Annotated in this window: 18 protein-coding genes and 1 pseudogene; 12 read left to right on the plus strand and 7 right to left on the minus strand. The window is 60.0% G+C overall.

Annotated features, from left to right (window positions below):
• Positions 1 to 151: 151 nt before the first annotated feature.
• Both AACV02_RS09080 and AACV02_RS09085 read left to right on the plus strand, forming a co-directional pair.
• Positions 152 to 637: an Hcp family type VI secretion system effector gene (locus AACV02_RS09080; RefSeq protein ID WP_119739079.1), complete on the plus strand. Its 486-nt coding sequence runs from the start codon at positions 152 to 154 to the stop codon at positions 635 to 637.
• The gene (locus AACV02_RS09085) at positions 634 to 1,365 is read left to right on the plus strand and encodes a DUF4225 domain-containing protein (protein ID WP_237266698.1); all 732 of its coding nucleotides are present in this window, start codon (positions 634 to 636) and stop codon (positions 1,363 to 1,365) included. The genes AACV02_RS09080 and AACV02_RS09085 overlap by 4 nt, the downstream gene beginning before the upstream one ends.
• A gap of 423 nt (positions 1,366 to 1,788) precedes the next feature.
• Here AACV02_RS09085 and AACV02_RS09090 read toward each other — a convergent pair whose 3' ends face one another.
• On the minus strand, positions 1,789 to 3,015 hold the full coding sequence (locus AACV02_RS09090; protein ID WP_119739081.1) for an MFS transporter: 1,227 nt from the start codon (positions 3,013 to 3,015) through the stop codon (positions 1,789 to 1,791).
• A 274-nt stretch (positions 3,016 to 3,289) separates the two neighbouring features.
• On the opposite strand from AACV02_RS09090, the gene AACV02_RS09095 reads away from it, so the two are divergent.
• On the plus strand, positions 3,290 to 3,544 hold the full coding sequence (locus AACV02_RS09095) for a hypothetical protein (protein ID WP_119739083.1): 255 nt from the start codon (positions 3,290 to 3,292) through the stop codon (positions 3,542 to 3,544).
• Positions 3,545 to 3,637: 93 nt separating this feature from the next.
• Here the strand turns inward: AACV02_RS09095 and AACV02_RS30890 are convergent, their stop codons facing one another.
• From AACV02_RS30890 to AACV02_RS09115, 5 genes and pseudogenes are all read right to left on the minus strand, one after another.
• Positions 3,638 to 4,501, minus strand: a complete 864-nt coding sequence (locus tag AACV02_RS30890; protein WP_437128614.1) for a methyl-accepting chemotaxis protein — start codon at positions 4,499 to 4,501, stop codon at positions 3,638 to 3,640.
• Positions 4,493 to 5,263 (minus strand): annotated as a pseudogene (locus AACV02_RS30895) (MCP four helix bundle domain-containing protein); the annotation flags it as partial. The pseudogene AACV02_RS30895 and the gene AACV02_RS30890, both read right to left, overlap by 9 nt.
• Before the next feature lie 140 nt (positions 5,264 to 5,403).
• Positions 5,404 to 6,612, minus strand: a complete 1,209-nt coding sequence (locus tag AACV02_RS09105; protein WP_119739087.1) for an EAL domain-containing response regulator — start codon at positions 6,610 to 6,612, stop codon at positions 5,404 to 5,406.
• Positions 6,613 to 6,720: 108 nt separating this feature from the next.
• Entirely contained in the window at positions 6,721 to 10,044 is a 3,324-nt protein-coding gene (locus AACV02_RS09110) for a transporter substrate-binding domain-containing protein (RefSeq protein WP_119739090.1), read from the minus strand.
• A 6-nt stretch (positions 10,045 to 10,050) separates the two neighbouring features.
• A complete protein-coding gene (locus AACV02_RS09115) occupies positions 10,051 to 10,332 on the minus strand; it encodes a hypothetical protein (RefSeq protein WP_119739092.1) in 282 nt (93 codons plus the stop codon).
• A gap of 176 nt (positions 10,333 to 10,508) precedes the next feature.
• Between AACV02_RS09115 and AACV02_RS09120 the strand changes: the two genes are divergently transcribed.
• The 5 genes from AACV02_RS09120 to AACV02_RS09140 all read left to right on the plus strand — a co-directional run bounded on the left by AACV02_RS09120 (position 10,509) and on the right by AACV02_RS09140 (position 13,773).
• Entirely contained in the window at positions 10,509 to 11,135 is a 627-nt protein-coding gene (locus AACV02_RS09120) for a response regulator transcription factor (protein WP_119739093.1), read from the plus strand.
• Positions 11,136 to 11,307: 172 nt separating this feature from the next.
• Positions 11,308 to 11,865, plus strand: coding sequence for a cytochrome b (locus AACV02_RS09125; protein WP_119739095.1), 558 nt, complete (start codon positions 11,308 to 11,310; stop codon positions 11,863 to 11,865).
• A 34-nt stretch (positions 11,866 to 11,899) separates the two neighbouring features.
• Complete coding sequence (locus tag AACV02_RS09130) at positions 11,900 to 12,451, plus strand: tetratricopeptide repeat protein (RefSeq protein WP_177410078.1); 552 nt, start codon at positions 11,900 to 11,902, stop codon at positions 12,449 to 12,451.
• Positions 12,452 to 12,523: 72 nt separating this feature from the next.
• Entirely contained in the window at positions 12,524 to 13,009 is a 486-nt protein-coding gene (locus AACV02_RS09135) for an RNA polymerase sigma factor (RefSeq protein ID WP_119740774.1), read from the plus strand.
• Positions 13,006 to 13,773, plus strand: coding sequence for an anti-sigma factor family protein (locus AACV02_RS09140; protein ID WP_119739097.1), 768 nt, complete (start codon positions 13,006 to 13,008; stop codon positions 13,771 to 13,773). Before AACV02_RS09135 ends, AACV02_RS09140 begins: the two co-directional genes overlap by 4 nt.
• Before the next feature lie 2 nt (positions 13,774 to 13,775).
• On the opposite strand, the gene AACV02_RS09145 is transcribed toward AACV02_RS09140, so the two are convergent.
• The gene (locus AACV02_RS09145) at positions 13,776 to 14,735 is read right to left on the minus strand and encodes a LysR family transcriptional regulator (RefSeq protein ID WP_119739099.1); all 960 of its coding nucleotides are present in this window, start codon (positions 14,733 to 14,735) and stop codon (positions 13,776 to 13,778) included.
• Between the two features lie 157 nt (positions 14,736 to 14,892).
• Between AACV02_RS09145 and AACV02_RS09150 the strand changes: the two genes are divergently transcribed.
• The 4 genes from AACV02_RS09150 to AACV02_RS09165 all read left to right on the plus strand — a co-directional run bounded on the left by AACV02_RS09150 (position 14,893) and on the right by AACV02_RS09165 (position 18,771).
• Positions 14,893 to 16,212 (plus strand): MFS transporter, encoded by a 1,320-nt coding sequence (locus AACV02_RS09150; RefSeq protein WP_106576997.1) that lies wholly within the window; start codon positions 14,893 to 14,895, stop codon positions 16,210 to 16,212.
• Between the two features lie 13 nt (positions 16,213 to 16,225).
• Positions 16,226 to 17,476: a Zn-dependent hydrolase gene (locus AACV02_RS09155; RefSeq protein ID WP_119739101.1), complete on the plus strand. Its 1,251-nt coding sequence runs from the start codon at positions 16,226 to 16,228 to the stop codon at positions 17,474 to 17,476.
• A 66-nt stretch (positions 17,477 to 17,542) separates the two neighbouring features.
• Positions 17,543 to 18,565, plus strand: a complete 1,023-nt coding sequence (locus AACV02_RS09160; RefSeq protein WP_119739104.1) for a histone deacetylase family protein — start codon at positions 17,543 to 17,545, stop codon at positions 18,563 to 18,565.
• 74 nt (positions 18,566 to 18,639) lie between these two features.
• Positions 18,640 to 18,771, plus strand: a complete 132-nt coding sequence (locus tag AACV02_RS09165; RefSeq protein ID WP_256586935.1) for a hypothetical protein — start codon at positions 18,640 to 18,642, stop codon at positions 18,769 to 18,771.
• The last annotated feature ends 16 nt before the right edge of the window (positions 18,772 to 18,787 follow it).

Consider the following 18,787-nt stretch of genomic DNA (forward strand, 5'->3'; position numbering starts at 1 on the left):
CTACCGATGCGCTCAAGCCATTTATGACGACGACAGTGCGCTGAAATCAGAAGTCTCAGATTCTCCTGAGAACCGGACGCGTCCTACACGTGCATCCTTGATCGCTGTAATAGTCTACTCAGCCGATTGATTGAGTATGAGAAGGTTACCCATGGCGAACACTGGTTATATGTCGATCACCGGTAAGGTTCAAGGATTGATTTCAGCGGGTTGTTCAAGTCAGGATTCGATAGGTAATAAGTGTCAGCCGGGCCATTTAGATGAAATCATGGTGCTCTCATACAGCCATAACATGGCGAATATTGGCAACGTGAACAAGCCGACGCATCGCCCAATTGTGCTCACAAAAAATGTTGATAAATCGTCACCCTTACTCGCTCAAGCGCTTTCAAGTAGAGAGGAAATTGAATGTACGATTAACTTTTATCGAATATCTTCCTTTGGACAGCAGCAAAAGTTTTACTCAATCTCCATTGAAGGCGGTGTTATCACAGACCTGACGCTGGATATGCCGCATGTCATTTTACAAAACGATGCCGAACCACAGGAACATCTAGCGATTCGTTATCGGAGCATCACGTGGGCTCACCACCTTGCTGGCACAACAGGCTATAGCGCTTGGGGAGGCGATGAGTGAAACCCTTGACGGACAGAGAGGATGGCGACAGGTTCGGTAGTTGCGATTTTTGGCAGGTCAGTCGTGCTGGGAGCATTCTGGCTAACCAGGCGTGTACCGTGAGCGCACGGCATATTAAAGATGGAGTTCTGCGACTGCAGTTCAACCGTGAGGTAGCGTTTTTCGCGAGAAGTATTGTCCACGATGTGGAGCAGGGTAAAAAGTCCCCAGAGCAGGGTCTTAGGGACTTGGAGAACGAGCAAAAAAGCCTGCTTGACCAGTCAATGGAGATTTCTCGACAGGGTATTGGGATGATTGCAGGTGCACTGCAATTCGCGGCCGGAGCAGGGATTTGTTACGGGTCTATCGGTGCGCTATGTGTGGTCCCTGGAGTGCCGTTGATGGCGCACGGAGCCAATAATGTCTATGAGGGCGGACGCAATTTGTGGGAGCGCCGCTCGGACACTCAAGGGCCGGTGCGCAAGGTTTACCACCAAGTTGCTAAAGCAATGGGCGGTGGTGAGTTTGAAGGGAATATGGCGTATGGAGGCGGCGATTTATTGATGTCAGTGTATGGTGCGACCAGGTTGGTTTTAAAGCCTGATTCTTGGCGTCTGTTTCGTTATGTTCGTAATGACTATCAACGTGGATATGTCGAGGCTAGCAAATTTGCCTTAGCTTTTGACGCGTTTGCTGACGGAGTGACGATGGATAATTTGACTAGAGATATAAAGAATAATGAGCAGTGATAATATTTTTTTAACTTTATTTTATTTTATAGTTTCTGTTTTGGTTTTCTTGTGTAGTTATTCAATTAGCAGGCGTCTTTCTGGTGAAGGCTTTAAAGAGAAATGGTTTTGGCTGTGCCTTGCTGGCGTTCTACTTTGGGGGGGCGGTGCAATATAACGTAGCTCGTCACGGATCTATTTTATTTTTTTCGTCCCCTCTGGAGTTTCTTGTGAGTAATTATTGGATTCGATGGATTGCATTCATCAGTGCTATCCTTCAAGCGATATGTATTCCTAGCAAAACAATGCACAAGCCAAACGCTGGTGGATCTATTTGAGCATGATTTCCCGGCGGATAAACACGGCAGATCCTGTCTAACATCTAAAACTAAAAAAGCCTGCTGAGCTCAACGCCCAGCAGGCCTTTCAGTCATTCCTCCCTGGTCAGCCGGGCTGCGCCACCAAGCTGTTGCTCACATTGCGCCCCAGCACCCAGACCGTCACAAACCCACAGCCGACCAACGCCGTCGCCAAACTCAACAACATCGCGCTGCCCATCTGATCGACGATCCGTCCGCCAAAGAACGAGCCCAAGGCAATGATCACTTGGAACAAGGCAACAAACAGTGGCATGCCGCGTTCGACATCCTTGGGCGCTACTACAAACATCCAGATACTGGCGCAAGCCGGGAAGGCGCCGAAGGCGAAGCCCCACAGCCCGATCAACATCGCGGCGCCGGTCATGCCGGTGGCGAAGTAGGGGAACAGCGCGGTGCTGGTGCCGATCATCAGCGCGACCAGCAGCAAGGTGTAACGGACGCTGCGGTTGGCGGCGAAACCGGCAAAGACATTGCCCATCACGCCGGCCACACCGTAAAGCAGCAGCAGTGAGCCAATCGTTGGGCCGTCGAAGCCGGAGCTGTTTTTGAAGAAGGGCGCGACATAGGTGTAGGCCGCAAAGTGCGCCAGCCCGATCAGCAAGACGGCGATCAACCCGACCCGTGCTTGTGGGTTGATGAACAAGGCCGGCAGGTCGCGGACCTGAATGGCTTTTTCCGGGGTAAGGCGTGGCAGCAGGAGGACTTGCGCCAGCAGCACCGGCACGCCCACCAGCGCGGTCACCAGAAAGGTCATGCGCCAGCCCATCAGGCCACTGAGCCAGGTGCCAACAGGCACGCCAAGCACGGTGGCCAGCGTCACTCCCATCATGATGATCGACGTGGCCTTCGCTACGCCCACACCCTTGGGTGCCAGGCGCCCGCTGAGGGCGATCGCTGTCGCCCAGAAGCCGCCGATGCTGATGCCCAGCAGTACGCGGCCGAACAACAGCACGCTGAAATCGCTGGCGTAGGCCACCACCGAGTTGGCGATGATCATGATCAGCGTCAGGCCGATCAGCAGGTAACGACGGTCCATGGCGCCAATGCTGACAGACAGCAACGGCGCGGCCAGGGCGGCCATGATGCCGGGCAGGGTCACCATCAGGCCGGCGTGGCCGGCGGTGATGCCGAGGTCGCTGGCAACGTCGTTGAGTACGCCCACCGGCAGAAACTCACTGGTCACCAAGGCGAAGGCGCCCACGGCGACCGAGAGAATCGCCAGCCACTGCTGTTTGACGCTCTGTTGATTATGTTCGGGAAGGCCGCTGGGAGCCGGGCTGGCGCTTGGCATGGTATTGGGTTCCATAGGGACATGTCGCCTGAAGCAGGCGAGGGGAAGGGAGAGTGGGGGCGATTATAGGAAGCGGGTTGGGCAATCACACAGGCGAGCGTTTCGATAATAACCATCAGTGCAATCGATTAGACGCCTTACATCACGCTTGCGCCTTTCGTACCGGTTTCCCAAACGTTGCCTACAGGCAGCGCGTTGCGACCTGTTCTGCAACTCACTATCGTGGTCCAGCGATTTTCAGGTAGGAAATCCCACACAGCAAAGGAGTTGCATCATGAGCAAAAACACCAAGAAAACCTCCGGCAAGATGGCCACTTTGGCGGCGGAAACCCTCAATAATCCAAACGCTTCGGCCCTTGCCAAAAGCCTTGCCGCTTCGGCGTTGGCCCAGAGCGGTACAGACAAGCAGACGAGCGCCGGGATGGAGGAGAAAGCAGCGAAGGCGCTTCAGAGCGATAAATACAGCGACCAGACCAAATCCCTCGCTGCCTCGGTCCTCTCCCAGGCCAATAGAGAACGCGGATGCTGAGTTAACAACGCCGCCAAGGCACAAGCCCTGTAGCTGAACACGCTACGGGGCTTTTTCGTTTCCGATGTTTTGTTCCAGCAGCTTGCGGCGGGCTTAAACCACGAACTTCGCAATCATTGTGTTCAGGTCAACCGCCAGGCGCGAAAGCTCCTGACTGGCGGCGGTGGTCTGGTTGGCCCCGGCGGCCGTCTGGGCCGACAAATCACGGATATTCGTCAGGTTGCGATCCACCTCCCGGGCCACTTGCGCCTGCTCTTCGGAAGCGCTGGCGATGATCAGGTTGCCTTCGGTGATGCGGGTGATTGCATGGGTGATCCGCTCCAGCGACTCGCCCGCACAGTGGGCCACCGTCAGTGTCGAGCGTGCGCGTTCATTGCTGCTGTGCATCACCGATACCGCCTGGGCCGAACCCTTCTGCACCCCGCTGACCATCTGCTCGATTTCCTGGGTCGACTGCTGGGTTCGATGCGCCAGGGCCCGGACTTCGTCGGCCACCACGGCAAAACCGCGTCCGGCCTCACCGGCGCGGGCGGCTTCAATGGCCGCGTTCAGGGCCAGCAGGTTGGTTTGTTCCGCAATGGCGCGGATCACGTCCAATACTTTGGTGATGTGTTGAACACTGTCGGCCAGGCTCTGGATTTCTTCGGTCGCCGACGTCACTTCCTCGGCCAGCAAAGCAATCGACTCCACGGTGTCCATGACGTGGCTGCGACCGTTGCCTGCCATGGCATCACCGTCTCGGGAGGCGTCGGCAGTGCTGATGGCGTTGCGTGCGACCTCATCCACCGCTGCGGTCATCTGGTTGACCGCCGTGGCGGCCTGTTCGATTTCACCGTTCTGTTCGTGCAAGGCCCGTGTGGACTCCTCGGTGACCGCCGAGAGTTCTTCCGCCGCGGATGCCAGTTGATTGGACGAGTCGGTAATCTGGTGGATGGTTTCGCGAAGGTCCGACTGCATGGTTTCCAGCGCACGCAACAGCTGCCCAGGCTCGTCGTTGCCGTCCACCACAATCGACACAGTCAGGTCGCCCTTGGCCACTTGCTCGGCGATACGCACCGCCTGGTCCAATGGCAGCACGATGCTGCGGGTAAACAGCGTCGCCAGCAGTGCGGTGAGGAATGTCGCCAGTGCCATGGCGATGAATACCCATTTCACTGCGCCGTGGTACGTGGCGTCGGAGCTCGTGGCCGCGTCGTCGGCTTCCTGAATATTGATCGACAGCAGGTTCGCCAGCTCGGTCCCAAGCTTGTCGCCCAGGGCGATCAGTTCGCCATTGAGCAGCGCGATCGCCTGTGAGCGTTCGCCGTTGGCGGCCAGGGCCAATACCTGTTGCTGGACCTGCAGGTATTGGTCCTGGGCCGACTTGAAACGTTCGAACGTGACTCGCTCGGCGTCCACCGTGAGCTTGCTTGCGTACTGCGCGTTGTCGGCCTGAATCTGTTGGCGCAGCTGCGAAAAAGCCCGCTGGCTGGCCTTTACCTGCTCGGCGCTGTCCACCAGCATCACCCGGTAGGTCGCGGCGCGAATCTCGGACACGGCGGTTTGCAGGTCGCCCAAGGCGAGGATGCTGGGCAGCCAGTTTTTGTCGACTTCATCCGACTCGCTGGCCATGTCGCGCATCTGGCTCAAAGAGAACAGGCCCAGCAATACCACGAGCAGCCCGACCAGGCCGAAGCCAAAGGCCGAACGCAACGCTATTTTCATCTTTCTTAAACTCATGAACTCCCCCGGTAACAGGAAAAAAGAGCGGTTGCAGCACGCCGTTGTCCACGCGAAAGCGCAGGAGGCACCGGCTGCACCCTCTGTTGGTTTGAATGTTTTATAAGGCGCCAGTCAGCGGTGCTGACCGGTGTTGAGCGTCATCCCAGGCGCTGCGTGATGGCGTTTCTGCCGATCAGCCATGGCAATAGGGTGTGGGCCGGCATTGGGCGAGCAAGCAGGTAGCCCTGGCCCGTTTCACAGCCCAGGGTTATCAGAATGTCGCGCTGTTCAACGGTTTCAATGCCTTCAATCACCACACCAATGTTCAGCTCGCGCGCCAGGGACAAGACGCTCGAAATCGCTGCACGGCTGCGCGGCTCCGAAGACAGGTCGCGAATAAATTCGGCCTGTATTTTTATTTCGTTGAACGGCAGGCTGCACAGGCGCTGCAATGACGAATAGCCGCCGCCGAAGTCGTCGATGGACAAACCGCAGCCCATCATGCGAAGGCGCACCATGTTTTCCAGGCTGATGGAGCCTGGGTCGAGTGTGCCGGTCTCGGTCATCTCAAACGACAGGCTGGAACCGGGCGCGTCGAAGCGCTTGAGCAGCAGGGCCACGTGCGCACTCATCTGCGGGTTGGCAAATTGGCTCGCGTTGACATTCACCGCGAAGGTGAGCGACACCTCAGAGGCCAGCGCTTGCTTGCGCAGCGTCAGGCAGTGATCGATCTGGCGATACAGCAAACTGTCCATCAGGCCGTGCCGTTCCAGTACCGGAATAAATGACGCGGGTGCCAAGATGCCCCGCTCAGGATGATTCCAGCGAGCAAGCGCCTCCACCGAGGTGACCTGCAATGTCCTGATGTCGAATTTTGGCTGATAGAAGACCTCCAGCTCGCCGTTCTCGAGTGCGCTGAGCACCTGATGTTCGTTGGTCTCACCGGCAACGTGCAGCGGGCAGGCTGGGTGCGAGTCGTCGTCCAGGTACTTGCCTGCCAGTCTTTTCAACTCGTGCTCGTGCAGCGGTTTGCACAACTGGCCGAGTACCCGCAGACCGAGCAGTGTCGCCATATGACTGATGGCTTGGCGCACGTCCAACGCGATGCTGCTGGTGATAACCACCGACTTCAGCGCGTGCCGTTGGCTTGCGCGGCGCAGGAAGGTAATGCCATCCATGCCCTCCATGCAGATGTCGCAGAAGGCGATGTCTACCGGCCCGTTGCTCTCCAGCAACTGCAGCGCCTCCCAGCCGTCCGAGGCTTCAAGAATGCGGGTACAGCCCAGATGAGCGAGGAGCGTCACGGCGTAACGGCGCTGTACGGGCTGGTCCTCCAGGATCAGGACGCGAAGGGTGGACAGTGGCATTTGAATAGCTCATCGAAATTCTCAGACGCTAGCTTGCCAAAAGGTGGTGGCCTTTTAATGGCGAAACACCCTACGTCTTTGCAAGAAATTTCTTAAGCTGGTTGGCGCCTACTCCTGCGCGGGGTCCTCCTGCAGCAGCGTCAGCAGCTGCCGCATGCACGTTTGCAGGGCGGCGGTCGAGGCAATCAGCTCGGCTCGCGCTGCGCCATTTGCGCAGTGGGCTTCAAGGTTTTCGCAGGTGAGGATCAGCTGTTCGTAGCGGATAAGCCTTGCCCCACCTTTGACCCGATGAGCCACGTGAGCCAAATGCTGCCGGTCGTCGCACGCCAGCAGTTCGGTGAGCTGTTGCAGGTCGGCGCGGGTGCTCGACAGCAGCTCTTCACGCACGGTTTGCAGCGCCGATAACTTGCCCGGAACCAGCGTTTTCAGATGGGCATCGAGTGAGGCTGCGGTCAGCTCCGTGCTCGCCTCGTTGTCGAAGTATTCGGTTTGCAGTGGCTGCAGCCGTGCACTCAGTTGTTCCAGGCTGATGGGCTTGAACAGGCAGTCGTCCATGCCGGCCGCCAGGCAGCGCTGTTTTTCTTCGGCGACGGCGTTGGCGGTGAACCCCAGCAACAAGCAACCAGGTTCGCCTCTGGACTGCTCCGCCTGGCGAATCGCCTGGGCCAATTGATAGCCGTTCATGCCTGGCATGTCGCAGTCTGTCACCACCACATCGAACGGTTGCGCATTCCACAAGGCCAACGCCTGGACGCCGTCGCTGGCGTGTTGAACGTCGTGGCCCAAATAGGCCAGTTGTTGTGACAGCACCAGGCGATTGGCGGCGTAGTCATCCACGATCAGTACGCTTAGCGCCATGCCCGGCGTCATCTCCAGCGGCACGTCGTCCTGCGGTGAAGGAACGTCTGCGGCAGGCAGAGCGAGCTTGACCGTGACCTGCGTGCCTTTGCCGGGAGCGCTGGTTAACGCCAGGCTGCCGCCCATCATTTCGATCAACGACCGGCTGATGACCAGCCCCAGGCCGGAGCCTTGCTGCTGATTGCCGGCCTGGCTGAACGGCGCGAACAATTGCCGCTGATCGGCCGCGCAGATGCCCACGCCGGTGTCCACGATACTCACCGATAACTGCATCGGCTGGGTGGCGTCAGCCGGTTGCGCGTGGGCGCTGATGCGCACTTCACCCACGGCGGTGAACTTGATCGCATTGCTCAACAGGTTGGCGATAATTTGTTTGAAGCGCAGGGCATCCATCAGCACATGGCGGTTGACGGCCGGATCAATCACCAGCGTCAGCGCGATGGCCTTTTCGCGCGCCAGGCCGTCGAACACGCGCGTCACCGCGTTCAACAACAGGTGCGGGTTGGCGCTTTCGAGCGTCAGGCTTTGGCGACCGGATTCGATGCGGGCAATGTCGAGGACATCGCCGATCAGCGCCAGTAACTCCTTGGCAGCGCCCGACGCAACATCAATGGCGGCGCGGTCGAAAATGCCGTGTTCAGACTTGCGCGCAGCCATTTCCAGCATGCCGAGCACGGCGTTCATCGGGGTGCGGATCTCGTGGCTGATGGTCGCCAGAAACGTGGTTTTGGCCCGGTTGGCGTTATCGGCTTCCTGCTTGGCGGCGTGCAGTTGTTCGACCAGGCGCTGGCGGTCACTGACGTCGACCCAGCCACCGATCAGGCCGTCGACACGGCCTTCGCTGCCGCGAAAAGGCAGGATCCAGTGATAGATGGTGAGCACTTCGCCGCTGCGCAGGACGATCTGCCGGTCACGCAGCAAGGGTTCGTCGGCGTCCATGACGGCGAGGTAGTCGCGGTGGTATTCCAGGGCCTGCTCCTGGCTGGAGAGCAGGCTTTGCATCACGGTGGTGCCGAGCAACTGTCGCTCGTCCTCAACACTAAAAACCTCGCGATAGGCCTTGTTGCACACCAGCAACCGAGCCTGGCGATCCCTTACGTAAGTAGGGTGGGGCATGCCGTTGATCAGCACACGATCGAATTCAAGCCTGGCACTGAGTGCTCGCTCGGCGAGCTTGCGGCGCAGCACTTGGCGGCGCAGCAACACAATCCATACACACGCACTCAGCAGCAGCACGGCTGCCAGCGCGAAGCCCTGCAGGATTGCCGCCCGGTGTTTGCTCCAGTAGCTGTCGTCGAGCACCACCGGGCTGCGCCAGCGATTGGTCAGTTCGTCCATTTCCTCAGGCGAGATGCTCAGCAGCGACTTGTTGAGGATCGAGAGCAATATCGACGAGGTGTGATCCACCGCAAACGCCAACTGCGCAGCACGGGCGCCGACGGTTGCGCTGATCTTCAACTGGTCGGGGTAGTTTCGGGCAATCAGATAACGTGCGCTGACCAGGGTGCTGACACAGGCCTCGACACTGCCTTTGGCGAGCATTGAAAACGCATCGGCGAGGCTCTGCGCTTCGACAATGCGCACCTGCGGAAACTGCTGTTCAATCAGCTCCCGGCTGGCGTTGCCCTTGATGATCGCCAGGCGTTTGCCCGACAAATCCTGCAGGTTGTTCGAGCTGTCGGCGTGGTTGCGCGTGACCAGCACAAACGGGGTGGACAGGTACGGCCGACTGAAACTGACGCGCTGTTCGCGATCAAAGCTTGGGGTCAATGCCGCCAGCATGTCAGCCTCCCCGTGGTTGACACGGGTGATCATCGCGTCCACCGAGCCGCCTTTTTGCGGGTCGAATTTCAACCCGGTCCTGAGGCTGATTTTGGCCATCACGTCGGCACTCAGGCCACGGAAACGGTCGTGCTCATCAAAAAAGGTGAAGGGCAAGAAGTCTTCATTGACCGCCACTTTCAGGCGCGGATGGTGCGCCAGCCAGCGCTGTTCCTCGACGCTGAATTGCACCTGGTGAGTACCCGAGATGCTCACGCCACCGGCGTTCCAACGGCGCGCGATGGCCATCTGTTCACTGGCGGGAATGGCTTGCAGCGCCGCATTGATCAGGTGCAGGAGTTCACTGTTCTGGCGAGTGGCAGCGAACGAGAAGTTATTGACTTCCATGCGCGAGAAATCCACCAGTTGCACGTTATTCAAGTAACTCTTGTTGATCAGGTAACTGGCGCTGACCGAGTCCCCCAGGTAAACATCAGCCTTGGAAAACGCCACTGCGCCTACGGCGTTGAGGATCGAGGGGTACAGCGTGAACGTAGCGTCCGGATAAAACGCCTGAACCTTACTCAGCGGCAAATAGTGTTCGACCATGGCCACGGTTTTACCCGCCAGGGTGGGGTCCAGCAGCGGTGAATCATGGGTGCGCGCCACGAGTGTCGGCTGGTCCAGGGTGTAGGGGGCGGACAGGCGAAGGTCCGGGTCTGCGCGTTCAAAATCGTTGGCCGACGCCAGCAGGTCGATCTCTCCGCGTTTGAGCGCCTGAATCACCGCACTGCGGTTGGGGTAGCGCTGCACCTGGATCTATACCGACAGCAGTTGACCGATAAGCGCCAGGTAGTCCGCACTGATGCCCTCGAATTCGTTGCTGTGGTTGGTGATGTCAAAGGGCGGATAGTCGGGCTCGGACGTGCCGACACGCAGCTGTTTTTGCGTAGTCAGCCACGTCAGATCGGCGGGGCTCAAATGCAGTTGGCCCTCCTGCACGCTGGACCGGCCCAACACGGTTAACGTGACGGGCGAATCGGCCGCCCATGCCATGTGAGCACTCGCCCATAACGCCAGCAGGGCTGCGAACAACTTCAAATCAAAGGTCCTTAATGCGTAGAAGAGAGGGCGCACCGGCGGCGCTTTATGCGTACAGCGCCAATGTCCACCCACTGAGTAGCCCGTCCGGAATTGGGTAGTGGCACTAAAGCACTATGGTACATTGTCGGCATTATTGCCGACAAAGCCCGACTAATTCCCGAGGAAAGCTGCAGATGTATAAAGTCCTGGTGGTCGATGACCACCCTTTTATCAGGACCGCGCTGCGTACGCTCGTGAGTGAGGAAGGTTATGAAGTGGTGGGCGAGACCGACAATGGCGTCGATGCCATCAGCCAGGTCCGTCAACTGACCCCGGACCTGGTGTTGCTGGACATCACCATGCCGCGCCTGGACGGCATTGCGGTGATCGAAAGAATCCGTGCGCTTGAAGTGAACACTCGGATCATCGTCCTCACCTCGCTTTCCTCGGAGCACTACGCCGCGCGTTGCATCAGCGCCGGGGCTTCGGGCTTCATCAGCAAGACCGATGAACTGAGCGTACTGGCCCAGGCCATGAAAACCGTGATGAAGGGCTATGTTTATTACCCGGAGACGGTGGTGGCATTTTCGCGCAAGCGCGCATTGGCCGTGGATGAAGCGCAGTTGATCGCCTCGCTGTCCAACCGTGAACTCTCGGTATTTCAGCAGTTGTCTCGAGGCATGAGTAACAAGGACATTGCCCAGAATATTTTGCTCAGCAGCAAGACGGTGAGTTGCTATAAAGCGCGTTTGCTGGCCAAGCTCAATGTGAAATCGGTGGTGGACCTGGCGGATATTGCCAGGCGCAATAATCTGATTTAGCCCGCGATGCTCCTCAGGGTGATGGCTATGCACCCCGCAAAACGCTGGCGCCGCTTCGTCCCTGTACATAGCCAAAACCCTTGCCACGTCCTCTTCGAATAAATTTTTCGCGCCTCACCGAATAACCTGGGCCGCTGCGGTGTTCACCTCACAGACCACCCAGAGAACGCCCATGAACCGCCAAGCCGACCGCTACGACCGCCTGACCCGCACTTTGCACTGGCTCACCGCCGCCGTGGTGATCTTCATGTTTGCCAGTGCGCACATCTGGGAAAACCTCGAAAAGGGCACGCCGCTGCGCAAGGGCCTGCAATCGGTGCATATCTCGCTCGGCATCGCCATGGCCCTGTTGATCGTGGTGCGAATTGTATGGCGTGTGTTCGGCGGCAATCGCCCGAAGGCCGACAGTCACCCAACGCTTAACCTGTTCGCAAAAATGGCGCATGGTTGCCTGTACCTGTTGTTGCTGGCGCAGATTGCCTTGGGCTTTGTGTTTCGCTGGGCTCAGGGTGAACCCTTCAACTTTTTCGGGCTGTTCCCGGTTCCTGCGCCCTTTGTGATCGATCACCAATGGCGCAGCACCCTGGGCGGCCTGCATAACAACGTGGCCTGGGCGATCATCCTGCTGGCGGGCCTGCATGCTGCGGCTGCGCTCTGGCACCACTGTGTACTGGGCGACAGCACGCTGCGGCGCATGCTGCCGGGCTCACGCAATGTGTTTCAAAAGTGATGTTTCCTCCCAATCGCTACGGAGCATTACCGCCATGAAAAACCGCCACCCACACCCCGTTACTTACCGCACCGCGCTGTTCTACGGCGCATGCCTGGCTGCTGCGTTACTCGCAGGCCAGGCCCACGCCTCTGGTGACGAGTCGGCACCGCCCAAGCCCAATTGCCCCAAAGGCCAGGTCTGGGACACCAAGACCGCAAAATGCGTGCTGCAAACCAGCAAAGCCACCTCGGATGCCGACCGCACCGACTACGCCTACCGCCTGGCCAAAGATGGGCGCTACGACGAGGCTCTGGCCTTGCTCGACACCCTGCAAAACCCGAACACCGCCAAGGCCCTCAATTACCGCGGTTATGCCACGCGCAAACTGGGGCGCACCGATGAAGGCATCGGTTATTACCTGAAGTCGGTCGCGCTCGATCCCAACTACGCCCAGGTTCGCGAGTACCTGGGTGAGGCTTACGTGATCAAGGGCCGCGTCGACCTGGCGCAGGAGCAGTTGGTGAAAATCAAAGCCCTGTGCAGCACCACCTGCGAAGAATACGAAGACCTGGCCGAAGCGATTGCCGCTGCGCCACAGGCTTGAATCCACTGAGTGCGCGAGCAGGGGGCAGCCATTACCCACGAGGCTGAATTTCGTCGCGAGTTAGGCCTGCTGTTGCCGCGTTTGTGGCGATACGGGTGGGTGCTGTCGCGCCAAAAGCACCTGGCCGAAGACCTCGTGCAGGCCACCTGCGTCCGCGCGCTGGAGCGTGCCGGCCAGTTCGCGGCCGGCACGCGGTTGGACCGTTGGCTGCTGGCGATCATGCATTCCATCTGGCTCAACGAAGTGCGCTCGCAACGGGTGCGTCAGGGCCAGGGTTTTATCGATGCCGAACAGGCGTTGTCATTCGATGGCGAACGCCAGGCGCAGGAACAGGTGTTGGCCGCGCAGGTGATCAAACGCGTCAACGGCTTGCCCGAGGCGCAGCGAGAAACGGTGTTTTTGGCGTATGTCGAAGGGCTTTCCTACAAGGAAATTGCCGAAGTCCTGCGTATTCCCGTGGGAACCGTAATGAGCCGGCTGGCGGCCGCGCGTTTGAAGCTGGCAGAGACCGCCCCTGCAAAAAACCGGCAGGATCACGCCAGCGGAGCACAGCAATGACGCACACAACCCCAGTGTCCGATGAACTGTTGGTGGCTTACCTGGATGGCGAACTGGAGGCTCGGCAGCATCGGCTTATCGCCGATCAGGTCAGCACTAACCCGGCACTTGCTGCACGCGTTGAGGCCTTGCAGTGCGCCGACTTACCCTTCAAGGCCGCGTTCGACGCGATGCTTGACCAAGCCCCCAGCGAACGCCTGCAGGCCATGCTCAAGGCGCTGCCACCGGTACAGGCTCCCGCCTTGAGTCGCCGGCGTTTCCTGGCTGTGGCGGCGGGATTTGCCGTGGCCGGTGTGGTCGCCGACCGCGTGTTCATGAGCTGGCCACGGGCGGAGTCTGGCCAAGGCTGGCGCGCCTCGGTTGCCGAGTACATGGCTTTGTACACGCCGCAGACCCTGGAAAACCTCAGCGCCGACCCCGCTTCGCAGGCCGCCCAACTGCGCTCCGTGGGCGCACAACTGGGCCTGCCGTTAACCCTTGGCGCGGTAGAGCTGCCCGGTGCCGAGTTTCGGCGCGCGCAGATCCTCGATTATGACGGCGCCCTGATCGGTCAACTGACCTACCTGGACCCGCGCCACGGGCCATTGGCCTTGTGCATCACGGCCAGTAAAAGAGGCGCTCAGCCCGTCGCGACGGAGCAGCGCCGAGGCCTGAATTTGGTGTATTGGGCCAACCTGTCCCATGGGTTCATGCTGATCGGTCGAAACCCTTTCGACGATTTGCAGGCCATGGCTGGCAGCGTCGAGCGGGCGTTGGCGGGTTGAAATCAGCGACTGGCATCCTCAGCAGCGCCCGCCAGCCGAGCCGAAAGACGCTCGATAAACACCGTCTCCGCCCGACTCATCTTCTGCTCGCGATTCCACAGCAGATGAATGTCCACATCGGCGATCCCGTCATCCGGCGGTAGCCGCCACAGCAGCCCGTGCTTCACATCGTCGGCCACCACATGAATCGGCAAACAGCCCAAGCCAAAACCGGCAATCACCAGGCGTCGCACCTCTTCCAGGCTTGATGACGACGCCACGATGCGCCCGCTGAACCCTTGCTGGTCACGAAAGATCGTCAGCGGCGACAACATGCCGCCAATCTGGTCGCTGGTAAAACTTACAAAATTCTCCGACTGCAAATCGCCTTCCGCCAAGCCGCTGCGCCCGAATAGCAGATGGTGGCGCCCGCAAAAAAACGCATAGCGCTGGCGCAGGAACAGGTGCTGTTCCAGGCGTGGCTGTGGCCGGCGATTAAGGCTCAGGCCCAGGGTTGCGGTTTTTTCCAGCAGGGCGGCGACGATGTCCGAGCTGCGCATCACTTCAACCTCCAGGTCCACGCGTGGATGCTCACGGTGAAAGGCGGCGAGGAAGTCGTCGAAGGTCTCCGAGTTGATCCGGCTGATCATCAGCAAGCGCACTTTGCCGAGCACTTCATCGCCGGGTTTTTGCAGCGCATTGCTCATCTGCGAGACCTGGCCGTACATCTCGCCGGCGATGGTGAAAATCTGTTCACCCGCTTCGGTGAGCGCGAAGCGCGGGCCACGGCGGGCGATGAGTTGGCAGCCCAGTTGTTCTTCCAGGCGCTTGAGCGCCTGACTGATGGCCGGTTGGGTCAGGTGCAGGCGCGCAGCGGCGCGGCTGATGCTCAGTTCCTGGCCGATGACACGGAAAGTGCGCAGCAGGTTCCAGTCCAGTCGGTCGTTGAGCAGAGGGTGACTGTCGCGACGAAATTCGGGCATGGCACAGCTCGATAATAAGCAGGATTTATAATAGGAATAATAAATAGAAAATTGACTAATCATAGCCGCGCGACGATAAATCACCCTCAACAAGCGCCATCAGAGCGCGTGCGTTCGACATTCTCCTGCCAAAAAAATAACCAAAGGAGCCAGCCCCATGAAGCCTTCCGCTTCGCCGCAGCCGCGCCGTGCCGCGGCCGCCGCTTTTATCGGCACCATGATCGAGTGGTACGACTTTTACATCTACGCCACCGCCGCCGCGCTGGTGTTCGGCCAACTGTTTTTCCCTTCCGACGACAAACTGTTCAGCACCATGGCGGCGTTCGGCACGTTCGCCGTGGGCTTCTTCGCGCGGCCGTTGGGCGGCATTGTGTTCGGGCATATCGGCGACCGCATCGGCCGCAAGAAATCCCTGGTGATCACCTTGGTGATGATGGGCGTGGTCACCGTGTGCATCGGCCTGTTGCCGACCTACGCTCAGATTGGTGTTGCGGCGCCGGTATTGCTGGTGCTGCTGCGCGTGGTGCAAGGCATCGCCGTGGGCGGTGAGTGGGGCGGTGCGGTGTTGATGGCCGGCGAACATGCGCCGAAAGGTCGTCGAAACTTCTTTGCGTCTTTCGCTCAACTGGGCAGCCCGGCGGGTTTGATCCTGTCGCTGCTGGCGTTCAGCGCGGTCACCCGGTTGCCGGAAGAGGACTTGCTCAGTTGGGGCTGGCGCCTGCCGTTTCTGGCCAGCGCCTTGCTGTTGATCGTCGGCCTGGCGATTCGCCTGGGGGTCAACGAGTCTCCAGAGTTCCTTGAAGACAAGGCCATCGCCGAAAAAGCGCGGGCGATCCAGAAAGACCAGGCGCCCGTGATCGAAGTGCTGAAAACCGCCTGGCGCCCATTGCTGTTGTGCATCGGCGCCAACACCCTGGGCATTGCCGGCGTGTATTTCACCAACACCTTCATGATTGCCTACAGCACTCAGCAACTGGGCCTGCCACGTTCGCTGATTCTGGAATGCCTGTTTGTCGTCGCCATCATCCAGTTCTGCATTCAGCCACTGGCTGCCTGGGTGGCCGAGAAGGTTGGGGCCACGCGTTTTCTGTGCGCCATGACCGTACTGGCGATGGCCTCGCCTTATCCGATGTTCGTACTGGTCAGCAGCGGGCAGGCGCCGTTGATCATTCTCGGCATCGCCCTGGCTGTGGTGTGCATGGCCTCGTTCTACGCGGTGATCGCCGGGTTTGTCAGCGGCCTGTTTGAAACCCGCGTGCGCTACACCGCGATCTCCCTGGCCTACCAGGTGTGCGGCGCGCTGGCCGGTGGCCTGACGCCGTTGATCGGTACGTGGCTGGCCCACGAATACCAGGGCCAATGGTGGCCCATGGCAGTATTTTACAGCCTGATCGCTGCGGTCTCGTTGGTGTGCGTGCTGGCATTGTCGCGCCGCCACGCCACCGCCCACCGTCTTGAAATGGCCCACAGCGTTTAATGGAGCGTGCGTAATGTTGAAGATTAATGGCCAACGCCTGTGGGCGAGCCTGATGGCCATGGCCGAGATCGGCGCCACGGCGCGTGGCGGCAGTTGCCGTCTGGCCTTGAGTGCCGAAGACCAGGCGGGTCGTGAACTGTTCAGCCATTGGTGCAACGCCGCCGGGCTGACGTTGAGCGTGGACGCGATCGGCAACCTGTTCGCCCGCCGCGCCGGTACCGACAAGGACGCAGCCCCGGTGATGATGGGCAGCCACCTCGACACGCAGCCGGAAGGCGGGCGGTTCGATGGGGTTTACGGCGTGCTGGCCGGCCTGGAAGTGCTCCGCAGCCTTGACGATCACGGCATTCAAACCCGTAAGCCGCTGGAAATCGCGGTGTGGACGAATGAGGAGGGCGCCCGTTTTACCCCGGCCATGCTCGGCTCGGCCGTGTTCACCGGCAGCCTGGCACTCGACCAGGCGCTGGCCACCACCGATGGCGCCGGCATCAGCGTGGTCGAGGCTTTGCGCAGCACCGGCTACAACGGCGAGCGACCCCTGGGTGGCGCGGTGGACGCGTATTTTGAAGCCCATATCGAGCAGGGTCCGATCCTGGAGGACAACGCCAAGAGCATTGGCGTGGTGACCGGTGGCCAGGCGATCCGCTGGCTCGACGTGCGGGTCCAAGGCGTGGCCGCGCATGCCGGCACCACGCCGATGCCCCTGCGCAAGGACGCGCTGTATGGCGCGGCAAAAATGATCCAGGCGCTGGAAAACCTCGCCGCCGATTTCGCCCCCGAAGGCCTGACCACGGTCGGCGAGTTAAGCATCAGCAAGTCGTCGCGCAACACCATTCCCGGCTTGTTGACCTTCACTGTCGACCTGCGTCATCACCGCGACGCCGACATTGAAGCCATGGAGCAACAGGTGCGCGCGCGCCTGCACGCCATCGCCCAGAAGCGCGGCCTGACGGTCAGCATCAGTGCGCACTGGATCAGCCCGGCAACGCCGTTCGATGCCGATTGTGTGGCGTGCGTGCAGTCGTCGGTGGATGCCTTGGGCTACAGCCAGCAACGCATCGTCAGCGGCGCCGGCCACGATGCCATTCACCTGGCACGGTACTGCCCGACGGCGATGATTTTTATCCCGTGTGTCGGTGGACTCAGCCATAACGAAGCTGAAGACGTGCTGCCCGAGGATGTGCGCCAAGGCACCGATGTGCTGCTTAACGCCGTGTTGCAGCGCGCAGGCCAAGCTGATCAACGACTCAACGCTAACGCCTGACCAGATTCGAATGCAGGCGCCGGCACGCCAGCGCCTGCAGGTTGGGTGTTTATACAGGAGCATCTCATGCGTACGTTTTTCCACCCCGAACAACTGTTGCACCACCCGCGCGGCTACTACTCCCGCGGTCAGATGCGCACGCCCCAGGAGGTCCCCGAGCGCGCGCGCAACTTGCTGTTGGCCGCACAGACCTTGGGCTTCGATATCCAGCCGCCTGCTGACTACGGCCTTGAACCATTGCTGGGCGTGCACGGCGCGCTTTACCTGACGTTTTTGCGGGAAGCGCATTCGCGCTGGAAGGAGATCCCCGAAGACTGGGGCGACGAAGTCATGTCGAATATCTTCGTGCGCGAACCCAACGCCCTGCGCGGCATCCTCGCCCAAGCTGCGCGTTACCTGGCGGATGGCAGTTGCCCGGTCGGCGAGTTGACGTGGCGTTCGGCGTACTGGTCGGCGCAAAGTGCCGTCGCCGCCGCCAAGCACATCCTTGACGGCGCGCCGGCGGCCTATGCGCTGTGTCGCCCGCCGGGCCACCATGCTCGTTACGATGCGGCGGGTGGTTTCTGCTACATCAACAATGCGGCGGTGGCCGCTCAGGTTCTGCGCGAAGGCTTTGCGCGCGTGGCCGTGCTGGACACCGACATGCACCACGGCCAAGGCATCCAGGAGATTTTCTACGACCGTGACGACGTGCTGTATGTGTCGATCCACGGCGACCCGACCAACTTCTACCCGGGCGTCGCAGGCTTTGCCGACGAGCGCGGCGTGGCTGGCGGTGCAGGCTTTAACCTCAACCTGCCCATGGCCCATGGCGCCAGCGAAGCGGTGTTCTTCGAAAAGCTGGCGCTGGCCTTGGCGGCGGTCAAGGCATTCTCGGCGGATGTGCTGGTGTTGTCCTTGGGGTTCGATATCTACGAACTCGACCCACAAAGCAAAGTGGCGGTGACGCGTGAAGGGTTTGCGCGCTTGGGCGAATGCGTCCGGCAGTTGGGCTTACCCTGCGTGATTGTGCAGGAGGGTGGCTATCACCTGGAAACACTGGACAGCAATGCGCAGGCGTTTTTCAGCGGCGCCAAGGCGTGGGTGTAATGCGCAGGCGATAACTTCCGTGGATGCGTGATATCTTTGTGCCATCACGCATCGTGATCGTCACGGAGGGTCGTATGAAAAAGCTTTCGTTGGTTGGGTTGCTGGTGGTCTTGATGGTTACCCCGATGTTCGCGGCGGCGTGCCCCAAGGGCACGCATCCGGTGGGCGGCACAGGCTCGCACCACAAAGGCGGCACTTGCCAGTAGCCGCTGTTCGGTCTGT

Source organism: Pseudomonas sp. Larv2_ips, assembly GCF_963879675.1.
GTDB lineage: Bacteria > Pseudomonadota > Gammaproteobacteria > Pseudomonadales > Pseudomonadaceae > Aquipseudomonas.